14 protein-coding genes are annotated in these 18,870 nt (G+C 48.3%); 9 read left to right on the forward strand and 5 right to left on the reverse strand.

Annotated elements, in window-relative coordinates:
* Positions 1-23: 23 nt before the first annotated feature.
* From ACYVFD_RS23580 to ACYVFD_RS23595, 4 genes are all read left to right on the forward strand, one after another.
* Entirely contained in the window at positions 24-359 is a 336-nt protein-coding gene (locus tag ACYVFD_RS23580; protein ID WP_461092959.1) for a hypothetical protein, read from the forward strand.
* Between the two features lie 159 nt (positions 360-518).
* Complete coding sequence (locus ACYVFD_RS23585; protein ID WP_461092960.1) at positions 519-1,043, forward strand: YciE/YciF ferroxidase family protein; 525 nt, start codon at positions 519-521, stop codon at positions 1,041-1,043.
* Between the two features lie 218 nt (positions 1,044-1,261).
* On the forward strand, positions 1,262-1,660 hold the full coding sequence (locus ACYVFD_RS23590) for a T9SS type A sorting domain-containing protein (protein ID WP_461092961.1): 399 nt from the start codon (positions 1,262-1,264) through the stop codon (positions 1,658-1,660).
* A 365-nt stretch (positions 1,661-2,025) separates the two neighbouring features.
* The gene (locus ACYVFD_RS23595; protein WP_461092962.1) at positions 2,026-5,427 is read left to right on the forward strand and encodes a PAS domain S-box protein; all 3,402 of its coding nucleotides are present in this window, start codon (positions 2,026-2,028) and stop codon (positions 5,425-5,427) included.
* 48 nt (positions 5,428-5,475) lie between these two features.
* Here ACYVFD_RS23595 and ACYVFD_RS23600 read toward each other — a convergent pair whose 3' ends face one another.
* From ACYVFD_RS23600 to ACYVFD_RS23620, 5 genes are all read right to left on the reverse strand, one after another.
* Positions 5,476-6,180: a TlpA family protein disulfide reductase gene (locus tag ACYVFD_RS23600; protein WP_461092963.1), complete on the reverse strand. Its 705-nt coding sequence runs from the start codon at positions 6,178-6,180 to the stop codon at positions 5,476-5,478.
* Between the two features lie 346 nt (positions 6,181-6,526).
* Positions 6,527-7,594: a PLP-dependent cysteine synthase family protein gene (locus ACYVFD_RS23605; protein ID WP_461092964.1), complete on the reverse strand. Its 1,068-nt coding sequence runs from the start codon at positions 7,592-7,594 to the stop codon at positions 6,527-6,529.
* Between the two features lie 91 nt (positions 7,595-7,685).
* Positions 7,686-8,822 (reverse strand): redoxin domain-containing protein, encoded by a 1,137-nt coding sequence (locus ACYVFD_RS23610; RefSeq protein WP_461092965.1) that lies wholly within the window; start codon positions 8,820-8,822, stop codon positions 7,686-7,688.
* A 140-nt stretch (positions 8,823-8,962) separates the two neighbouring features.
* Entirely contained in the window at positions 8,963-10,978 is a 2,016-nt protein-coding gene (locus ACYVFD_RS23615) for a c-type cytochrome (protein ID WP_461092966.1), read from the reverse strand.
* A gap of 85 nt (positions 10,979-11,063) precedes the next feature.
* A complete protein-coding gene (locus ACYVFD_RS23620) occupies positions 11,064-12,950 on the reverse strand; it encodes a family 16 glycoside hydrolase (protein ID WP_461092967.1) in 1,887 nt (628 codons plus the stop codon).
* Positions 12,951-13,071: 121 nt separating this feature from the next.
* On the opposite strand from ACYVFD_RS23620, the gene ACYVFD_RS23625 reads away from it, so the two are divergent.
* The 5 genes from ACYVFD_RS23625 to ACYVFD_RS23645 all read left to right on the forward strand — a co-directional run bounded on the left by ACYVFD_RS23625 (position 13,072) and on the right by ACYVFD_RS23645 (position 18,858).
* Entirely contained in the window at positions 13,072-13,878 is an 807-nt protein-coding gene (locus ACYVFD_RS23625; RefSeq protein ID WP_461092968.1) for a 3-keto-disaccharide hydrolase, read from the forward strand.
* A gap of 93 nt (positions 13,879-13,971) precedes the next feature.
* Complete coding sequence (locus ACYVFD_RS23630) at positions 13,972-14,481, forward strand: SixA phosphatase family protein (protein ID WP_461092969.1); 510 nt, start codon at positions 13,972-13,974, stop codon at positions 14,479-14,481.
* A gap of 116 nt (positions 14,482-14,597) precedes the next feature.
* A complete protein-coding gene (locus tag ACYVFD_RS23635; RefSeq protein WP_461092970.1) occupies positions 14,598-15,098 on the forward strand; it encodes an FAD-binding oxidoreductase in 501 nt (166 codons plus the stop codon).
* 84 nt (positions 15,099-15,182) lie between these two features.
* On the forward strand, positions 15,183-18,470 hold the full coding sequence (locus ACYVFD_RS23640) for a M4 family metallopeptidase (protein ID WP_461092971.1): 3,288 nt from the start codon (positions 15,183-15,185) through the stop codon (positions 18,468-18,470).
* A 64-nt stretch (positions 18,471-18,534) separates the two neighbouring features.
* Positions 18,535-18,858 carry a hypothetical protein gene (locus ACYVFD_RS23645; protein WP_461092972.1) on the forward strand — a complete coding sequence of 108 codons (324 nt, stop codon included), beginning with the start codon at positions 18,535-18,537 and terminating at the stop codon, positions 18,856-18,858.
* Positions 18,859-18,870: the final 12 nt, after the last annotated feature.

Here is an 18,870-nt window from a genome sequence, read left to right on the forward strand (position 1 = left end):
CAGTACCTTAATACAAGAACGTTATGAAAACGAAAGTGCTTTTATCAATTGCGCTTTGCGCGGCCTTAACAACCGGCGCGTTAGCACAGGATGATCAGGCTGCCGTTCGCGCAGCACGCAAAGAGAAAACCAAAGAAGACGTAAAACGCGTTGGCAATAAAGTTGAAAACGGTGTTGCTGACGGGGCACATGCCGTTGGGACGGCTGGCAGAGCCACTGGAAAAGCTGTCGGCAAAGCCGGAAAAGCGACAGGCAGAGCTGTGACCACCGGGGCAAAAGCCACCGGACGCGCGGTTACCAAAGCGACTAAAGCTACAGGAAGGGCCATTAGTGGTGAAGCGAAAAAAATAGACAACTAGCCATCGTTGCCGATACGCAACAGGTTGGAGCGGTAGCTTTTTTATAAGGCTACCGCTTTTCTTTTGAACGTATCACCAGACATACATTAAATGCCATAAAGCGCAAACAAATGAATGGGTGGTCGGTTGTTTATATTCAACAAAACATACTTAACGAATATGGCAAGCAAATCCACAACCGATCAGCAAAGTGCTTTGACGGAGCTGTTCCAGGATGAATTAAAAGATATTTATTGGGCCGAGAAGCACCTGGTAAAAAATCTACCCAAGTTAGCCAAGGGAGCTACCTCTCCTGAACTTAAAACCGCTTTTGAAAAGCACTTAGCCGAAACCGAAGGGCATGTGACCCGGTTAGAACAAGTCTTTGCCGCTATTGGCGAAGAACCCAGTGCGAAAAAATGCCAGGCGATGGATGGACTAGTTAAAGAGGCTAAAGAACTTCTGGAAGATACTGACGAAGGTACTTTAACCCGTGATGCCGCCTTAATCTCAGCAGCTCAGAAAGTTGAGCATTACGAGATTGCTTCTTATGGAACGCTGAAAACGATGGCTGGGGTTTTAGGCTTTACCAAAGCGGTTAGCCTGCTGGATCAGACCCTGAGTGAAGAAAAGAAAACCGACGAGTTGCTTACCCAGATTGCTGAAAACTCAGTCAATGAGTTGGCTAGTAGCGAATCGGCATAAGGTCGTTCATAGTCATTTCTGAAACGAAGGTGGTAGAATCATATCGGTGATTCTACCACCTTTTTTATTGTCATCCTCAAATTCTGACCACTCATCCAATTCGGCAACCGTTCCGGTAGTTTGTAATGCATAGTACCATCTAGTACCTATAACTTTGGTGCAACAAATCGGGAAAGAAACCCGACCTGCTTCGAACATAACACAAACAACATAATACAATGAAAACGCTCATCAAATCCTTCGCTTTAGCTCTTTCTCTGGGTATCGTTACATCGGCTGCTACATTTGCTGAAACTAACCCAGGTACTAACTCAGCCAAAACCGCTTCGTACCAATCGGCTGTTTATACGACCAACAGTGGTAAAATCAGCATTGCTCTTGATAAACAAAAAGGCAGCACAGCCGATATTAAATTGAAAAATGATAACGGCGATGTGCTGTACAGCTATCACCTTGGCAAAAACGAAAATACGTATCGGAGCCGACTAAGTGTGAGTGAACTGCCCGACGGCGTTTACCAGGTTGAAATCTCGAATGGCGCTGAGGTCACAAAACATACCGTAACCGTTTCGACACAACAGCCTACCACGATCAATCGCGTTATCTCGCTAAAGTAACTCTCACCCATCACTTACAATCAAAAGCCGCTCTGGATAAGTCTGGGGCGGCTTTTTCGTGTTGTAGGCCTTTATGGCAAAGGCTATTCCCATCCTCACCCGGTCGCACAGACCCGCAAAGAGCGTCGGGCAGGTGTCTGGACTGATCAATTTCAGTTGAGTTTATGATTAAAGTTATATGAGCACTACCCCATCTAAGGGAATATTTGTACTCTGTCCTACAATAAGTATAAATACTCCTATAATGGTATTCTTCAACTGATTTATCACCAGATAACGTTTTTTGAACTATTCAAACAGAGTATTAAGTCAGTTGGCTGAGGTTTTCTGGCCAATCAATTCTCTGTATTTATTAACCTCACTGTATGGAGTACTCTCAGTTGCTTGCCCGTCAAATTAACCGCTATCTACCTCAGGAGCTTCAGCAGCTGCCCGAACTAACGAAATTCCTGGAGGCCGTTCAGCAGTCGTACTTGGCTTACGAACGGGATCGTGAACTAACCGAACGGGCCTTTGCCATTAGTGAAAAGGAATATATTGAGTTACACGCCCGATTAAAACGTGAGCTGGAAGTTAAAAAGCTCTCCGTTCAAAAGCTGGAAGAAGCTGTAAGCGCGATCAGTGGATCGGAAATTCAGACGGACTCCAACGATCTATTGTCAATAGCCCGGTTGCTACATCAGCAAATCAACAAACGGAAAAATGCCGAAAAGATCTTCACCTCTCTGATTACCAATATGGAGAATGGGGTCCTGGTAGAAGATGAAAACCGGGCCGTTGTCTTTACCAATCAGGTTTTTTGCGATTTATTCACCATACCTGTATCGCCCGAGTCGCTGCAAGGTGTTGACTGTACCAATGCGGCCGAAGCGTCTAAAAACCTATTCAAAGACCCCGATCGGTTTGTGCGTCGAATCGATACCATTCTGGCTGAAAAAAAGCTGGTTCGGGGCGAAATTCTGGAACTGGCGGATGGTAGTATATACCAACGGGATTATATCCCCATATTCCTTGACGAAAATTACAAAGGACATCTCTGGAGTTATACCAATATAACTGAACAAAAGAAGAGTCGGGATGCTCTTGAGCAGAGTGAGTTGAAGAGTCGGCTGATTATGAGTGGGGCTCTGGATGCTATAATTACTATTGACATTGAAGGGGTTATAACGTTCTGGAACCCACAGGCCGAAAAAATATTTGGGTGGACAACCCAGGAGGTACTCGGCAAGAAATTAGCCGATCTTATTATTCCGACTATCCATCGGAGTAGCCACGAGCGGGGTTTGCAAGACTATATAAAAACGAGGAGGGGTAATGTGTTGGGCAAACAACTGGAACTCGCGGCCATAAATCGTAGTCAGAAAACCTTCCCCATCGAGTTATATATCATTCCCTTGAAACAGGGGGAAGATGAATTCTTCTGTTCGTTTATCCGGGACATATCTGAACGTAAGAAAAATGAATTCGAACTGGAAAAACTATCGCTCGTGGCCAGTGCCAACAAAAACGGCATAATCTTCGTCGACCTCAGCAATACAATTTTCTGGTCGAATGAGGGCTTTCAAAAGCTTACTCAATACAATGTTGATCAAGTCGCAGGTAGGTCACTGTTTGAGTTGTGCCAGGGGCATCATACGGATGTCACGAACCAGGCTGTCATGGACAACGCGTTTAAAAACGGCGAAAGCTTTATCCTTGAAGGTATTTATTACAGGCAGGATAAAAGCTGGTTCTGGGCGCGCATAAGTGGCCAGCCCGTAACCGATAAACAGCAGACGATCACGCATTATTTTTTAATGGTGGAAGATATTTCCCAGGAAAAAACTGTGCAGCGGCAGCTTAAAGAATATGAAGAAAAGTTGCGGATGGCGTTAACAAACGTTGGCGATAATTATTGGGAGCATGACTTTCGTACCCATAAAACCTACTTTTCCAATCCAACGAATAAGTTATTAGGCTTTTCAATCGACCAGTCAACCGATCTTGCCAGTTTATGGTGGCGTCAGGTTCATCCGGCCGATCGATTCATTTTGGAGGAGAATGACCAAAAGTATAGAGCTGGTTTGCTCATTCAGCATTCAGTTGAATACCGGGTCGTCCATAAAGACGGATCTATTTATTGGGTACTCGATCGGGGAATGGTAACCGAGCAGGATGCCGCCGGAAAACCGTTAAAAATTATTGGCACTCATATTGACATCACCCGTCAGAAAGAAATGGAGATCGCTCTCAAACGGGCGAAAGAAATTGCCGAAGAATCGACCCGCTCGAAAGAGCTGTTTCTGGCCAATATGAGCCATGAAATCAGAACACCCATGAACGCCATTATGGGTATGAGCAATCAACTGAGAAAAAGCGCATTGACCGAGCAGCAACTGTTCTATCTGAATACGATTCAGGCGGCTTCCGATAATCTCCTGGTCATTATTGATGATATCCTCGATCTATCTAAAATTGAAGCCGGTAAACTGACCATCGAACAGATTGGCTTTGAACCTCAGCAGGTTGTAAAAAAGGTGATGCAAATAATGAATCACCGGGCCGAAGAAAAAGGGCTGTTATTTACGAACTCATTTTTCGATGCCCGAATTGCGCCCGTTCTGATAGGCGACCCCTACCGGCTAACACAAATATTTCTTAACCTGATATCGAATGCGATCAAGTTTACAGATAAAGGTAAGGTCGATATAAGCTGTCAGGTTGTTGATGAAGAAGCTACTCAGCAAACCATTCGAGCGACGGTACAGGACACGGGTGTTGGTATGGATGAAGAGTTTGTCCAAACGATTTTCCAAACCTTTACCCAGGAAGATGCTTCCATCACCCGCCGGTTCGGAGGAACAGGGCTTGGCATGAGTATCTGTAAAAATCTGGTTGAGTTAATGGGCGGACAGATACAGGTAGACAGCCAAAAAGAAGCAGGTACCTGTGTGACATTTACGATTCCCTTCCGTAAAGGCGAATCCTGGCATTTACCGCAAAAACAGCAGGAACAAATAAATACTGATCTGCTGGCGGGAAGTCAGATTCTGGTGGTGGATGATAACGAAATGAACCGGTTGGTGGCAGCTACCATACTCAAGAATTATGGAGCGGTAATAGGGGAGGCACGGCAAGGGAAAGAAGCGATTGAAAAGCTCGAACAGCAGCCTTACAACCTCGTGCTGATGGATGTTCAGATGCCGGTTATGGATGGTTTGGAAGCTACCCGCGAGATTCGGTCAACCTTGAAATACCAATTACCGATTATTGCCTTGACAGCCCTGGCCGTACCGGGCGACCGGGAAAAGTTTCTGAAAGCTGGCATGAACGATTATCTGGCCAAACCGTTCGATGAGTCAAGTCTGCTTACGGTCGTAACAAAATGGTTAGGGAAAGACGAGTACATTCCGATCCTCCCTGCCAAAACTGAAAAGCAGGATAGCCTATTTGACCTGACGGAACTACGATCTATTGCGCAGGGCGATGAAGAGTTTGTTTCGGAAATGGTTACCATGTTTATTGATCTGGCACCTGCGGGGTTAAACGAGATTAAAACGGCCTATCAGGCAAACGACTTCAAAAAAGTTGGTCAGGTCGCCCACCGGCTTCACCCTTCGGTTGCCACACTTGGTATCCATTCGCTAACTGATGTGCTGAAAGACATGGATAAAAACGCCGAAACCTACCAGGCTTCCCAGCAGCTAGAGAACTTAATTTCAAAACTGGACGAAGTGATTACGGAGGTGGTGAGTCAATTAGTAACACATGTTAACTTGCGTTCGTAAGTGATTCAAGCAGCTCGTACTTTGACTAACACAAAGGCACTTATTTAACTATTTTAAAGCCTGTTCAATTGCATTGGGTAGTTCAGCCTCTGCAATTTTTTCGCTTGTTTTACTATTCGTGGTACCAGATTGAATATAACGCAAATAGCCTGCTCGGTCAACTACGATGTGGTAAGGGTAGCCAACTGCATCTAAAGTGTTAAACAACGATTGAGCCTGGGGCAAAATCGTGTACATAAAGTTCTGTTTAGACAAGACCTTATCTCTTTGGGTTAATGATTCAGGGGCTAATGCTAAAAAAACGACTCCTTGACCAGCATATCGATTTACCAAGGCATTTAGTTGAGGGATTTCTTCAAGGCAAGGGATGCAGGTTGTTGACCAAAGATTTAACACAGCCACTTTACCCGCTATCGAAGCATTATCATAAATGCGACCAGTAGTATCCTGAAAGGAAAATGTTGGCAACCTTTTATCAAGCCAGTTTCGTTTCACAGAAGCCACGGACGTAATGACCATAACATTAAAGGTGGTCTGAATTTCGTTGGTTACTTCCTTTGACTTAGTCAGGCTTATGACTTTATCAGGGTCTTTGACCAAGATTCGTGAGAGGCTATCGAACTGTAATTGTGTGTATCGTCGTTCTGTTTCTCCATCAATATAAACTCTATACTTTTGAGCCTGACAATTCAGGCTTGTTAATATCCATACGGCTAAAATGCCTATAATTACCCTGCGTCTCGACACGTTCATATGAATTAGAGAAAATCAGATACCAATATTTTTCGATTCAATTTGATAGAAGCAAGCGTTATTGCATTTGCTGGTTTGTTACTTTTCTAATAGATGTGACACCATCCTTAATTGCATATTTCTTGCTTTAATTTCTTTACATACTTCGTACTTATGGAACAGGAAGGGACGTAGGCTACTGGGACAGAAGTAGTAGTCGCTAAACCTGTTCCAGTAGCCTACCGTAACTGTGTCAATTACTTCTGGCTCATCTTAACGGGCTACTACCTGATAGCACAACACGCAGAAGCCGCTCCAAACTTATCTGGAGCGGCTTTTTAAGCTGGTATAAATAAGTTTGGACTGATCAGAATATGCCCGGTCGTCCGACAAGCAAGCGGCTAATTGGCCGGTAATCAGTAAATTCGATGTGGGGTGCTACATAGCCGGGTTTGATGGGTTCCTCTTTGACCAGATCAGTGCTGAGGTATTTTTTATTACTGTCACAGAGGATCGTAACCACCCGTGCTTCGGGACCCATTTCGGTTTGCAGATTGATAGCGCCAATCAAGTTTGCACCCGACGAAATACCAACGGCTACGCCCAATTGTAAGGCTAGTTTCTGCGCCACCAGAATCGAATCACCGTCGCTGGCCTGCACAACCCGATCCAGTTCGTTCAGCTTCAGGATGTCGGGAATAAACTCATCAAAAAATCCCTGAATACGGTGCGAACCGGTTTTGTGGCCAACCGATAACGTGGGCGATTCGGCCGGTTCGAGCGGGTGAACGCGAATGACGGGCTTGCGCGACTTCAGGTAACGACCAACGCCCATGACCGTACCGCCCGTACCTACGCCAGCCACAAAGGCATCGGGTGTAATGTCGACGCCCTGAAGCTGGAGCCAGATTTCTTTACCGGTGGTTAATCGATGCGCTTCGGCGTTATATTGGTTGGCAAATTGGCGGGGCAGAAACACATGCGGATCGGCAGCGGCCATTTCTTCGGATCGCTGGATGGCTCCCAGAAAACCACCTTCTTCCTTGGTAAACAGAATAATATCGGCACCCAGGCTTCGAATAATATCGATCCGTTCCTGACTAATTCCGGCAGGCATAATGATGGTGACCGGATGCCCTAACGCCCGCCCGACGGCCGAAAACGCAATGCCCGAACTACCGCTGGTGGCTTCAACGATCCGATCGCCGGGTTGGATATGTCCCTGACGATACGCCTGATGCAGCACATGCAGGGCCATCCGGTCTTTCATGCTACCCGTCAGGTTATAATGCTCACACTTCACGTAAAGGGATCGGGGCTGACCATCAAACGTATAAAAAAGCTCCAGCATAGGCGTGTTGCCAACCAGATGCCAGAGGTGTTCAAACTTTTCCTGAATAGCAGGCTTTATCGTCGTTTCGGTGGGGGTAATCATACAGCAGACAAATGAGTTGGGTAAAAATAAAGGTTGCTGGTCACGATCTCTAAGAGACAACAACCAGCAACAGTAGATAAATAGGGTCTAATTAGGGCTTGATCGTCAAAATCTCTTCCAGTTTTTTACCCAGCGCTTCACCACGGACATTTTTGGCCACGATTTTACCGTTGGGATCGAGCAGGAAATTCTGAGGGATCGACCGGATAGCGTACTGTTTAGCCACCTCGTTGTCCCAAAATTTCAAATCGGATACCTGCGTCCAGTCCAGCCCATCCTTATGAATGGCTTTCAGCCAGGCTTCTTTAGCATTAGGCCGGTCGAGCGATACACCGAGTACGGTGAAGTTCTTATCTTTATATTGATGGAAGTTCTTCACCACGTTCGGGTTTTCGGCTCGGCACGGTCCGCACCAGCTGGCCCAAAAATCGATCAGTACATATTTGCCCCGGAAGCTACTCAACGACACCGCTTTACCTGACGTATCGGCCTGAGTGAATTCAGGGGCAACAGCTCCGATGGCCGTTGCTTTGATACCCAACAGCATTTTTGCATACTCTTTACCCAACTTGGTATTTCTTACATTTTCAGCCAGACCATCGAACATGGGGCTCACTTCAGCGTATTCAGGGGTATAGTCGTACTGTTGAAGAGCGTATAAACTCACCAGCGATTTCGGATTGTTTTTGATGAACTGGGCGCGAATTTTCTTCTGCTCTTCTTCAATCGCTTCGTATCGTTTGTCGATGTTTTCTTCAAACTCTTTCGACTTTTTCTGCTCAGGCGTTGCCGCCCGATATTCTTTCATCAGAACTGCCATTTTATCGGTAGCCGGTTTGAGCATGTTCGTCAGTTTCTGATGATCGTCGTTCATGGGCGTGCCACTCACTATAGCATTATCTAATGAATCAGGGCTTTGTACACTGATCGTTCCGGATTCCAGATACAGACTGATGTAGGGAATAGGCCGGGCGGTGGTATAGCCTGTTCCCAGTTTATCGACAAATAGTCCGACGGATACAGGGTCTTCGACCGTGCCTTTAAAGGAGAATTGACCATTCTGAATCTGAACCGAGTCCATTTTGTTCATAGTACCTACGCGATAACGCAGGTAGGCTTTGGCCGGGGCCTTCACTCCATTAAGTTTTCCGTTGACGGTATAGGAACCTCCCTGTGCCCAAAGCATTACCGGGCTAAGCAGGCAGATCATGGTGACTAGTTGCTTCATGTGAAGTGTCCGTTTCGTTTATGTGAGTTAAAAATAAGGATAGATTTCGCCTTTATCAAAAACGGCCAGCCTCTTCGGAAGCTGACCGTTTTTTGTTCTACCAGGTATTGACCGCTGCATAGGGTAATAACCAACCTAAATTAAGGCTTAGGTTCGCCAGTTGAGGTACTGCCAGCGGCAGGGGCCAGTGAATTGATCCAGGCGGCAATTTTCAGTGCATCGGCTTTTGGCACCTGTGGCATAGGTGGCATTTCGGTCGCATAATCGGGCCAGTTGTGCGGCTTCGGATTGTAAATAAGCTCCACAATCTGGTCGTTGGTGTATTTGCGTTTGGCAACATCAGCAAAGGCCGGGCCCACCTGACGCTTGTTGGCCTGATGGCAGGCCACGCAGGTATGGCGTGTCAGCAGCCCTTTTACTTCTTCGTAGGTTGGCGCTTTAGCCATCGTTACGGCCTGACCTTCTACTAACTTAGGCTTACCGCCGGTGGTCGTTTTAGCAGGCGCTTTTTTGCCGGTTGCGGGTGCTGTTGGGGCAGCCGCCGGGGCCGGGGTAGTGGCTGGAGCAGCCGCCGAGTTTTTCGTGCTGACCTCGCTCATGGCTAATTTTTCACCGGCTGGAATGTTGTTGAGCGTGTAATACGCAATGGGGTGAACCAGTGAGTAAGAGCCTTCGGCTCCGCGAACACCATCGAGGGTCAACTGGTGAATGTAATACCGGCGCAGGTCAGCGACAATAAGCCGGGCTTTCAGTCCATCGGCCGACACTTTCACCCCTTTGATGGGCAGTGCTTCTTTGTTGATGGTTGGGCTACCGTAAACGGGGTGGTATTTGTACAGAAAGCTTTCGACCCGGTAAGAGGCCAAATCTTCGGCGGTTTTCCGGTCGACGGGCTTTGTGAACTCGACTTCAAATCCATCGGGCATGGCTTTCACAGTACGCATCTCAAACGGGGTAGCACCATTCCAGACCAGCCGTTGTAAGCCTTCGTTGGCATCGCCAGCCGATCCCCAGCCCCGATTCGTTTCGCCGACAAACAGGGAACCGTCTTTGGCAAAGGCCATCCGTAACACACCCGACCGGAATCCGTTTCGGAATTCAATCGCACCGCCCTGGTATTCCCCATTGACCTTTTCCATGAATACCCGTGAGATTTTACTCATGCCCTGATCACCAACCAGCAGTTGACCTGAAAATGGGCCGAAAGCATTCTGTGGGATTTCCATAATTTCGGAGTTTGAAATACCCAGAATACCGTGAGGCAGCCAAACGGCGGGCGTTTGAATATCGGCGTTGGGGAATTGCTCCTTCATCTGATAGAGCAAATTAGGCGTCTCGTTCGCCACGTTTTCGGGTTTGATGGCACGGCCGTTTTCGTCCCGGCGCTTGCGCTCGTCAACTTTAGCGTCGAATTGTTCTGTCGTTAGCTTAACGGGCGAATTGGCCATGCTGGACCAGCGCAACCCGGCTGGGTGACCGACAAATACGCCTTTCTTCACATGCACAACACCACCCGAACCCATCCAGTCGCCCTGGTTATCGGCATAAAACAGTTCACCGTCAAAAATGCCTAATCCGCAAGGAGAGCGCATACCCGTTGCCCAGGGTTGCATGGTACCATTCTCGTTGATTTTCATGGTCCAACCCCGCCAGGGAACGCGGCTTTCGCCCCGCCACCATTCTTCATCGCCAAAGGCAACGTTGCCGGTTACGAAAAACTGACCATCGGGGGCAATTTTAGGACCGAAGCTGTATTCGTGGTAGTGACCCGATAGCGGCCAGGCATATACGGTTTCGAAAATGTCAGCCTTCCCGTCTTTGTTGGAGTCGATCATTTTGGTCAGTTCACCCCGTTGGGCACAATAGAGTGCCCCATCTTTATAGGTCAACCCTAATATTTCGTGCAATCCAGAAGCAAACTTGCGGAAGAAAGGCTTGCGGCTGGTTGGGTTCTCAATAATCCAGACATCGCCCCGGCGGGTAGCTACGCCAATGTTTCCATCGGGTAAGTTAGTCAGGCCACCGACTTCGAGCAACGTACCTTCGGGGGCACTCACTTTCAGAATCTTGAAAAAATCCTCCTCCTTAGGCGATTCCTGCGCCATCGCCCCCGGAAAGAGGCTAAGGGTAAAGAGGGCTGTTAGTATCTTTTTCATGACGATATATCGTTGAAGAATGGAAATGGGTAATGAAGACTGATTGGTCAGAAATCACTGTCCATTATCCATTGTCAATTATTCATTAAAACAAGATTGAGTAAGTTACTTTCCCTTTCACCGGCACGATCAACTCCTGCCGACCGTTGCTTTCGCGGATGGTTGGTTTAGCACCCGACATGTTGTCGATACGCACGTAGGCCTGATCATCTACAAGGTATAGACCATTTTCGAGAGCGGTAATGCTGGCACCACTAATCAGTCGGGCGTATAAATCGCTGGCTGGATTCGTGATAGTCACTTCACGCTGAATGCCATGCCCATCGCTCATAACCCGGATTTTATCATCAACGGAGGCACCATAACTCTGATACCGGAACGTAGGACGGTCGTTTTCGTCAAGTACATAGCCTTTCGGGCGGAAACCGGAACCGGTTGTGTCAGCAATCCAGTTGGCCTGTGGAGACGATAACTTACTCAGGAACAGAACAGGGGCGCCCAGGCGCTGTACCATACCCATTGGGCGTGATGAACCATCGCCACGGTCGTGCCACATAGGCGTAGTATCCAGGAAGCCACCCCGCCATACCTGTACCAGCGCCCCCTTATCCAGGTCGTAGGTGTAATGTACCTGTTCGGGGCTGCCTACTGAAATAGCATGCGTAACCCGTAGTGTGCGCCCCTGGGTGTTTTTCTCGCCGGGCATATCCATAAAGCTACGCAGGAGTGTGTTGGTTGGGGCATCAACGATGATGGGGTCAACTTCTTCGCCATTGCTGCCAGCACCTTCACTAATCACAAATTCCCGTACTCCCGGACCGGCCACAGTCAAGCCCAGGGCAGGTTGTGCCCAGTCAACAAATTTCGAGTAAGTCAATTCGAACGGTAGATCACCTTTGGGCAATGTCGCTTTGCCGCTGGCGTTCCATTCTCGGGGTGCAATGACAACCTGATTGTTGATTTTCATCTGACCACCGCCACCGGGTACACCCAGATTGAAACGGTATTCGCCCGGTTCCGAAACGCGGAGGGTTCCCCGGTAGCGAATCAGAAATTCGTTGGGGATGCGGCTAACCGAAGCCGACAATACCTTGGTAGCGCCTTCCGATTCAGGAGCCGTCTTGTCATACTCAGGTTCTTTCTGAAACTTCCCTTTGTAAACCGAATAGTTCAGATTGACCAGTTCCGGACGGGGTTTGTCGAACATGACATACCGAATATTACGGATGGCTACAGCGCCGTGGTCGCCCTGGATGCGGATAGGGCCTGTTGCACTTTCGTTATCGAAAGCAGAGCCGCGAGTAGGGCCGGTCAGTTCGACGTCGTCCTGAATCACCACGCCGTTGAGCTCAATTCGAATGACGCGGGCATTTTCGGTCTTCTGCCCATTGGCGTTAAAGCGGGGAGCCTGGAACGAAATTTTCAGGTGCTGCCACAGACCGGGAGCGCGGCTGACATTCTGACGAGCCGCATGACCTTCGTAGCCTTTCTGACCTTCCGGGCGTTTCTCGTCCCAGCGTTCATAGACCCCGCCGTTGTCGTGTACGTTTGGCGTCCGAACATCCCAGCTATCGCGTAGCTGAATTTCATAACGACCTTGCAGATACACGCCCGAATTGGATTTGGAGGCCATCATATAATCCAGTTCCAGATCGATATCGCCGTGCTGTAGGGTCGTAAACAGATCGTACTTGTACGGATTTTTCGGGTCGGCAGGCGGATTAGTGAGCGGAATATTCGCTAAAATACCGGTGCCCTTCGTCGTTACGAGCGTGTTTTCTTTGGCTAAATCAGCCCGAACACCGCCAACAATACGCCAATTGGAGGCTGGTGACACGAATGCGCTTAAGTCGTTGAGGGGGAGTGAAATACCCGGCGCTGGAGCAGGTTGGGCAAATGAAAGTCCAGCTCCAATCATCCACACAACGCCTACTAGCCCACCTTTACGGGCTGAGAGGGAGAGGTTTATCATACGTTTATCATGTGATTTGGAGGCCGAAAGTTACATTTTTTCCAGCTAAAAGACTCCGAATGAGTAGTTCGACTTATATTTGATCGTTTTACTACGAATCCATTAACTCGAATTACTTTCCATGAAAAACGTACCATTATCGTTTGCGGCTTGCTTCGGAATTGTTAGCCTTATCGTTGCGAGTCCGGCAATGGCTCAAACGGAGCCTGCCAAGCAAAATCCTCAATCGACCGAGATATGGGAGCCTGTTCCACCCGTCGTAACTCCAGGAACAAACTCGCAAAATTCGACAGGCACAACTGCACCATCCGACGCGATTGTGTTATTCGACGGGAAAAACACCGATGAATGGGTGGCCATTAAAGGGTATGCACCTGCCAACTGGGAGAAAACCAACGAAGGGCCTCTCAAATGGCCAGTGACGGATGGAGCCATGTATTCGACCAAAGGATTTTCGGCTCGCTCGAAAAAAGAATTTACTGACTTTCAGCTGCATATTGAGTTTAAGTCGCCCGAAAAAGTAGAAGGTACCAGTCAGGGACGTGGCAATAGCGGTATCTTTCTGCAAGGACGTTATGAGCTACAAGTGCTGGATAACTACAACAACCCAACTTACGTGAACGGTATGGTCGGTTCGATTTATAAGCAGGCTATCCCGTTGGTGAACCCCAGCCGCAAACCTGGTGAATGGCAGACCTATGATATTATCTATCAGGCACCTAAATTCAACAAAGCGGGTATGATGACTGAGTTTGCCTACGTAACGGTACTACTCAACGGTGTGCTGGTACAAAACCACACCGCCATCCGTGGAACCACCGAATACATTGGTTACCCGAAAGTTCAGGCGCATGGAGCCGGTCCAATCCTGCTCCAGGACCATAACAACCCCGTCGGTTTCCGTAACATCTGGATTCGGGAATTGTAAGGGTTGACCGCTTACGAAGTCCAACGAGGCCCCCGGCAATGAGCCGGGGGCTTTTTCGTATCATTGTTTGCTAAAAAACATTCATCCAGCTCTATGCGATTCATCTATACTGTTTCTGTTCTGGCCTGTTTATGGCTAACCGGCTGTTCAACGACCACGGTGTATATCGTACGCCATGCCGAGAAGGTGTCCGAAGCCGATACCACTGACCTTACACCCGCTGGTCACGCCCGTGCGACTGCCCTGGCTGATCGGTTGGGTAACGCGTCTATTGATTCGATTTTTACAACACCCTATCGACGGACGCGCCAAACGGCACAGCCACTGGCAACGCGACTGGGCCTTCCTCTGATCGATTATCCGGCAAAGCCGACCGAAGCCATTGTGAATCGGGTAGCTCAGAGTAGGGGTAAAACCATATTGGTTGTCGGGCACAGCAACACCATTCTGGAGATTGCAAAAGGGTTAGGAGCACAACCAACGATGACCCGGATTGAGTCGGGAGATTTCGATAACCTGTTGCGGGTCGATCTCAAACGGGGACTATTTGGGAAATCGGTCTCTATTTCGCAGTCAACCTATGGCCAACTAACATCCCCATAGGTGACTCATCCCGGTATTCTGCCGTCTTATACGCTGTTTTACACAAATCATACAAATGCAGTATTGTCGAGCCTTACACCGGACAATACTTTTGTTACGCATTCACTGTCTACCACATGAAACTACTGTTCCTAACCATTCTTGCCAGTTTATTCCTGGTCAACCAGTTTAATACTCAGGCGCAGGCCATACGCGCTGCTGGTGATCAGATGCCACAGGTACGTAAAACGGCATCAGCTGTTACACCAGCCAATTATAAGGGACGCCAGATTATTGTCGGGAGCGGGGGAGGGTTTACGGGCGCATCGTCGGCCTATTACCTGCTGGAGAATGGTAAGCTCTATGGTCGCCGGACGCGCGATACCACATACACCTTCATTGGGCAGCAGACTACTGCTAATACCAAACGCGTATTCACGATTGCCGAAGGTAATTGCAAAATTAAAACCACGAAGTTTGACCAGCCTGGCAATACGTACAAATTTGTTCAGTGGCGTAAAGGTAAGGTCAGTCATAAAGTTACCTGGGGGGCAATCGATAAAAAGGTGCCCACCAGCTATCCGAAATTCTACGACTCGTTCATGGCCATGATTCCGGCTTCGCTACGTCTGAAGTAAAACGGGTTTTGAGTTGTCAGCCTACGGCGTCCGTCATTATACGCTGTAAACTCAGGATCTAGCAAACTGTAAACCCAAATCCTAATGAAACCACATCTACTTTTCCTGGCTCTCCTGACAACAGGCGCTTCCGTTGCGCAGCAGCCCAGTCCAGGTTTTGGTCGTAAAATGAAAACTTCGGCTCCTGCGCCGGGGTTGGCTCAGCGGTTGAATGCAACGGTTATGCCGCTACCCAACGATCGTTCTGCCGGTCAGATGCTGCTGGCAAGGGGGGCTTCCCCACTGACGCTGGAGCCCATTCGGTTGCGGGTCGTTCGGGATACAGCTACCAATCTGCCTATATTTATTGAACGAAAAAAGTCGACGGCGCCAGGGGTTACTACTGCGAAGAAAAGCGGAGCCCGACTGTCGGCAGCAGCGGCTGTGTCGGTCACGTTTCAGTTTATGGGACAGGTTCGCGATCTGCTCAAGCTCGATAAGCCTGAAGATAATTTTACCGTTTCCCGAACCGAAACGGATGAACTGGGTCAAACCCACGTTCGATTGGCGCAAACGTATCGGGGTATCCCCGTTCTAGGCGCAGAACTGGTGGCTCACCTGGCCGATGGCGAAGTAACCTCCATCAATGGACGTTACCAACCTGCACCGGAAGGACTGGTCACTACGCCCCGGTTGGCACTAACGGATGCATCAAGTCTGGCGCTTAAGGATGTTCGCAAAACGTCGACGGTTCGGTCATTTGGCGATAACCTGCTGAATTTAAAATCATCGGAGGGCGATCTGTGTATTTTTACGATGCCCGATGGCGCGGCCAAACTGGCTTATGCCCTAACTGTTCGGCCCAACATGCTCGAACGCTGGGAATACGTGATTGATGCACAAACGGGTGATGTGCTGGATAAATACAACCATACCTGCTCGTTTGTAGGGCCGATCAAGGCAACCGGCAAAGACTTAAATGGTGTTACCCGTTCCTTTCAGACCTATCAGCAGTCGACAAATGGGTACTACCTGATCGACGCATCACGGGCGATGTTTAAGTCGACTTCGTCGAAAATGCCGGACAGTCCGATTGGCGCACTCTGGACCATTGATGCTCGAAATACTTTTGGTGATAACCAGAAATTTTACCAGATCACGTCGACCAACAATACGGATTGGAGTGCCAACGCAATTTCCGCTCATTACAACGGTGGAATTGCGTATGAATATTATCTGAATACGTTCAAACGGAATGCACTCAGTGGTACCGGCGAAACGATGGTGTCTATTGTCAATATGCCCGACGATGATGGGAAAGCGATGGATAATGCCTACTGGAATGGTAAAGTGATGGCGTATGGTAATGGGAAATATTTAAAGTCACTGGCGGGAGGGCTGGATGTGGCCGGGCACGAAATGACCCACGGTGTTATCCAAAACTCCGCCAACTTACAGTATAAGGGTCAGTCGGGTGCTATCAATGAGTCGATGGCCGATGTGTTCGGCGCCATGATCGACCGAAGTAACTGGACAATAGGCGAACAAATTGCCACCCCGGCTTTACTGCCTTCAGGTGCGTTGCGCGACCTGTCGAATCCCAATCAGGGTGGTAAAGCAAAAGATCCGAATGGCTATCAGCCCGCTACCATGTCGCAGTATGAAAATACCAGCGACGACAACGGCGGTGTGCATACCAACAGCGGCATCCCAAATTTCGCGTTCTATAAGTTCGCAACCGCTATCGGCAAAGACAAAGCTGAGCAGGTCTATTACCGCGCACTGACAGCCTATCTGGTGCGTACGTCTCAGTTTCTGGATTTACGCCTGGCCGTTATCAAAGCCGCTGGCGAATTGTACGGGCCCAATGGCGCTGAAGTTACGGCGGCCAAAAATGCGTTCGATGCAGTAGGTATAACGGATGGTACACAAACGAACCCCGGCAAACAACCTGACATTCCAGTCGCATCAGGTCAGGATTTACTCTTGCTGGCCGATGCGAGCACCTCAAAAGTATATTCGACCACGATTGGGGTGTCGCCTGCGAAATTTGATCAAAAAACCAATTTAGGTTTGCTCCACCGCCCCAGCGTTACTGACGATGGAAAATATGCCTACTATGTCACGACTGACAAACGAATCCGGGCAGTGAACCTAACGGGTACACCTAATGAAACCATCATTTCCAACGAAACGATCTGGGATAATGTGGCCATTTCGCGCGATGGTAAAAAACTGGCAGCCTTAACTGCCGATCATGATGGATCTATTTATGTGTACAGCTACGACAAGCAGAAATGGTCGCAGTTTCAGCTCTATAATCCAACTACTGCACAGGGCGTCCAAACCGGCGATGTGCAATATGCTGACTCGTTTGAGTGGGACTTTACGGGTGAAAACATTGTGTACGATGCCTACAATGCACTGAAAAGCAGCAGCGGTGATGATATTGATTACTGGGATGTAGGTTTGATCAATGTCTGGAGCAACAGTACAGGTAACTTTGCCAAGGGTCAGATCGAAAAACTGTTTACCAATCTGGACGAAGGCGAAAGCATTGGTAACCCCTCGTTCTCAAAAAACTCCCCGGATGTCATTGCTTTCGACTACTACAATGCCAATGACGATAGCTATTATGTGTTGGCGACGGACATAAGCACCGGATCACTCAAAGGCGTTTACGAAAATAATGTATTAGGGTTTCCAAGCTATTCACGGCTGGATAATCAGCTGGTATTCAATACGGAATCAGGATCGAATGAAAACATATCGACTATCAAATTAAATGCGGATAAAGTGTCGCCAACGGGTTCGGTATCGCAATTATACACCGGTGCAAAATGGCCTGTCTGGTACACAACGGCTGCCCGTGTCCAGAAAACGGCTCAGACAATTACCTTCGATGCGATTACTGATCGGTATGTCAACCAGGGCGATCTGGTTCTGAAAGCTACCTGTTCCTCGAATCTGGCCGTTGGATTCCTGGTGAAAAGTGGCCCGGCCACCCTCAGTGGCTCAACACTGAAATTCAATGGAGTAGGCAGCGTGACGGTACAGGCTTTCCAGAATGGAAATGATCAGTATGCGGCTGCTACTATGGTCGAGCGAACGTTTAATGTGTTAGCTGTGACTGGAACTGAACCGGCCTGGGCCGATGCCTTATCAGTTTATCCGAACCCGGTTACTACAACACTCACCATAGAACTGCCCGGAACTGAAACAATTGAAAATTTATCGGTTCGTACGCTGACAGGTACAACGGTACTGCAACCGGCTGTACGGGCTCATCAGCGAAGTGCAACGCTGGATGTTGGCCAATTGCCCAAAGGATTGTACTTTCTGGAAGTGCAAACCGCTAATGGCAAGGCAAACCGGAAACTCATGAAAGAATAACGAATGACGTTTGATTCTTTTTCGCGTCTTAGTACGTGTATCCAATAAAATTGTATATTTGATCATGTACCTTGAAGAACGCGTCGAGCAATTAGAAACCCTGGCTGTTGATCACGGACGGCAGATCGAGACCATTGCCAAAGGAGTAGCCGATTTAACCGTCACTGTCAACCACCGATTTGATCGAGTTGATAAACGGTTTGATCAAGTTGATAACCGATTTAATCGAGTTGATGACCGGTTTGATCGAGTAGAGAATGATATATCAGAGCTAAAATCTGATGTATCTAGTCTAAAGACTGATGTAGCTGATCTAAAAGCTGGGCAGGCAAGATTAGAAACGACTGTAGAATTGATTTTGACGATTTTGCAGGAACGACTGAAATAAGTTGGCGTTAGC

The sequence above is a fragment of the Spirosoma gilvum genome (assembly GCF_054776815.1).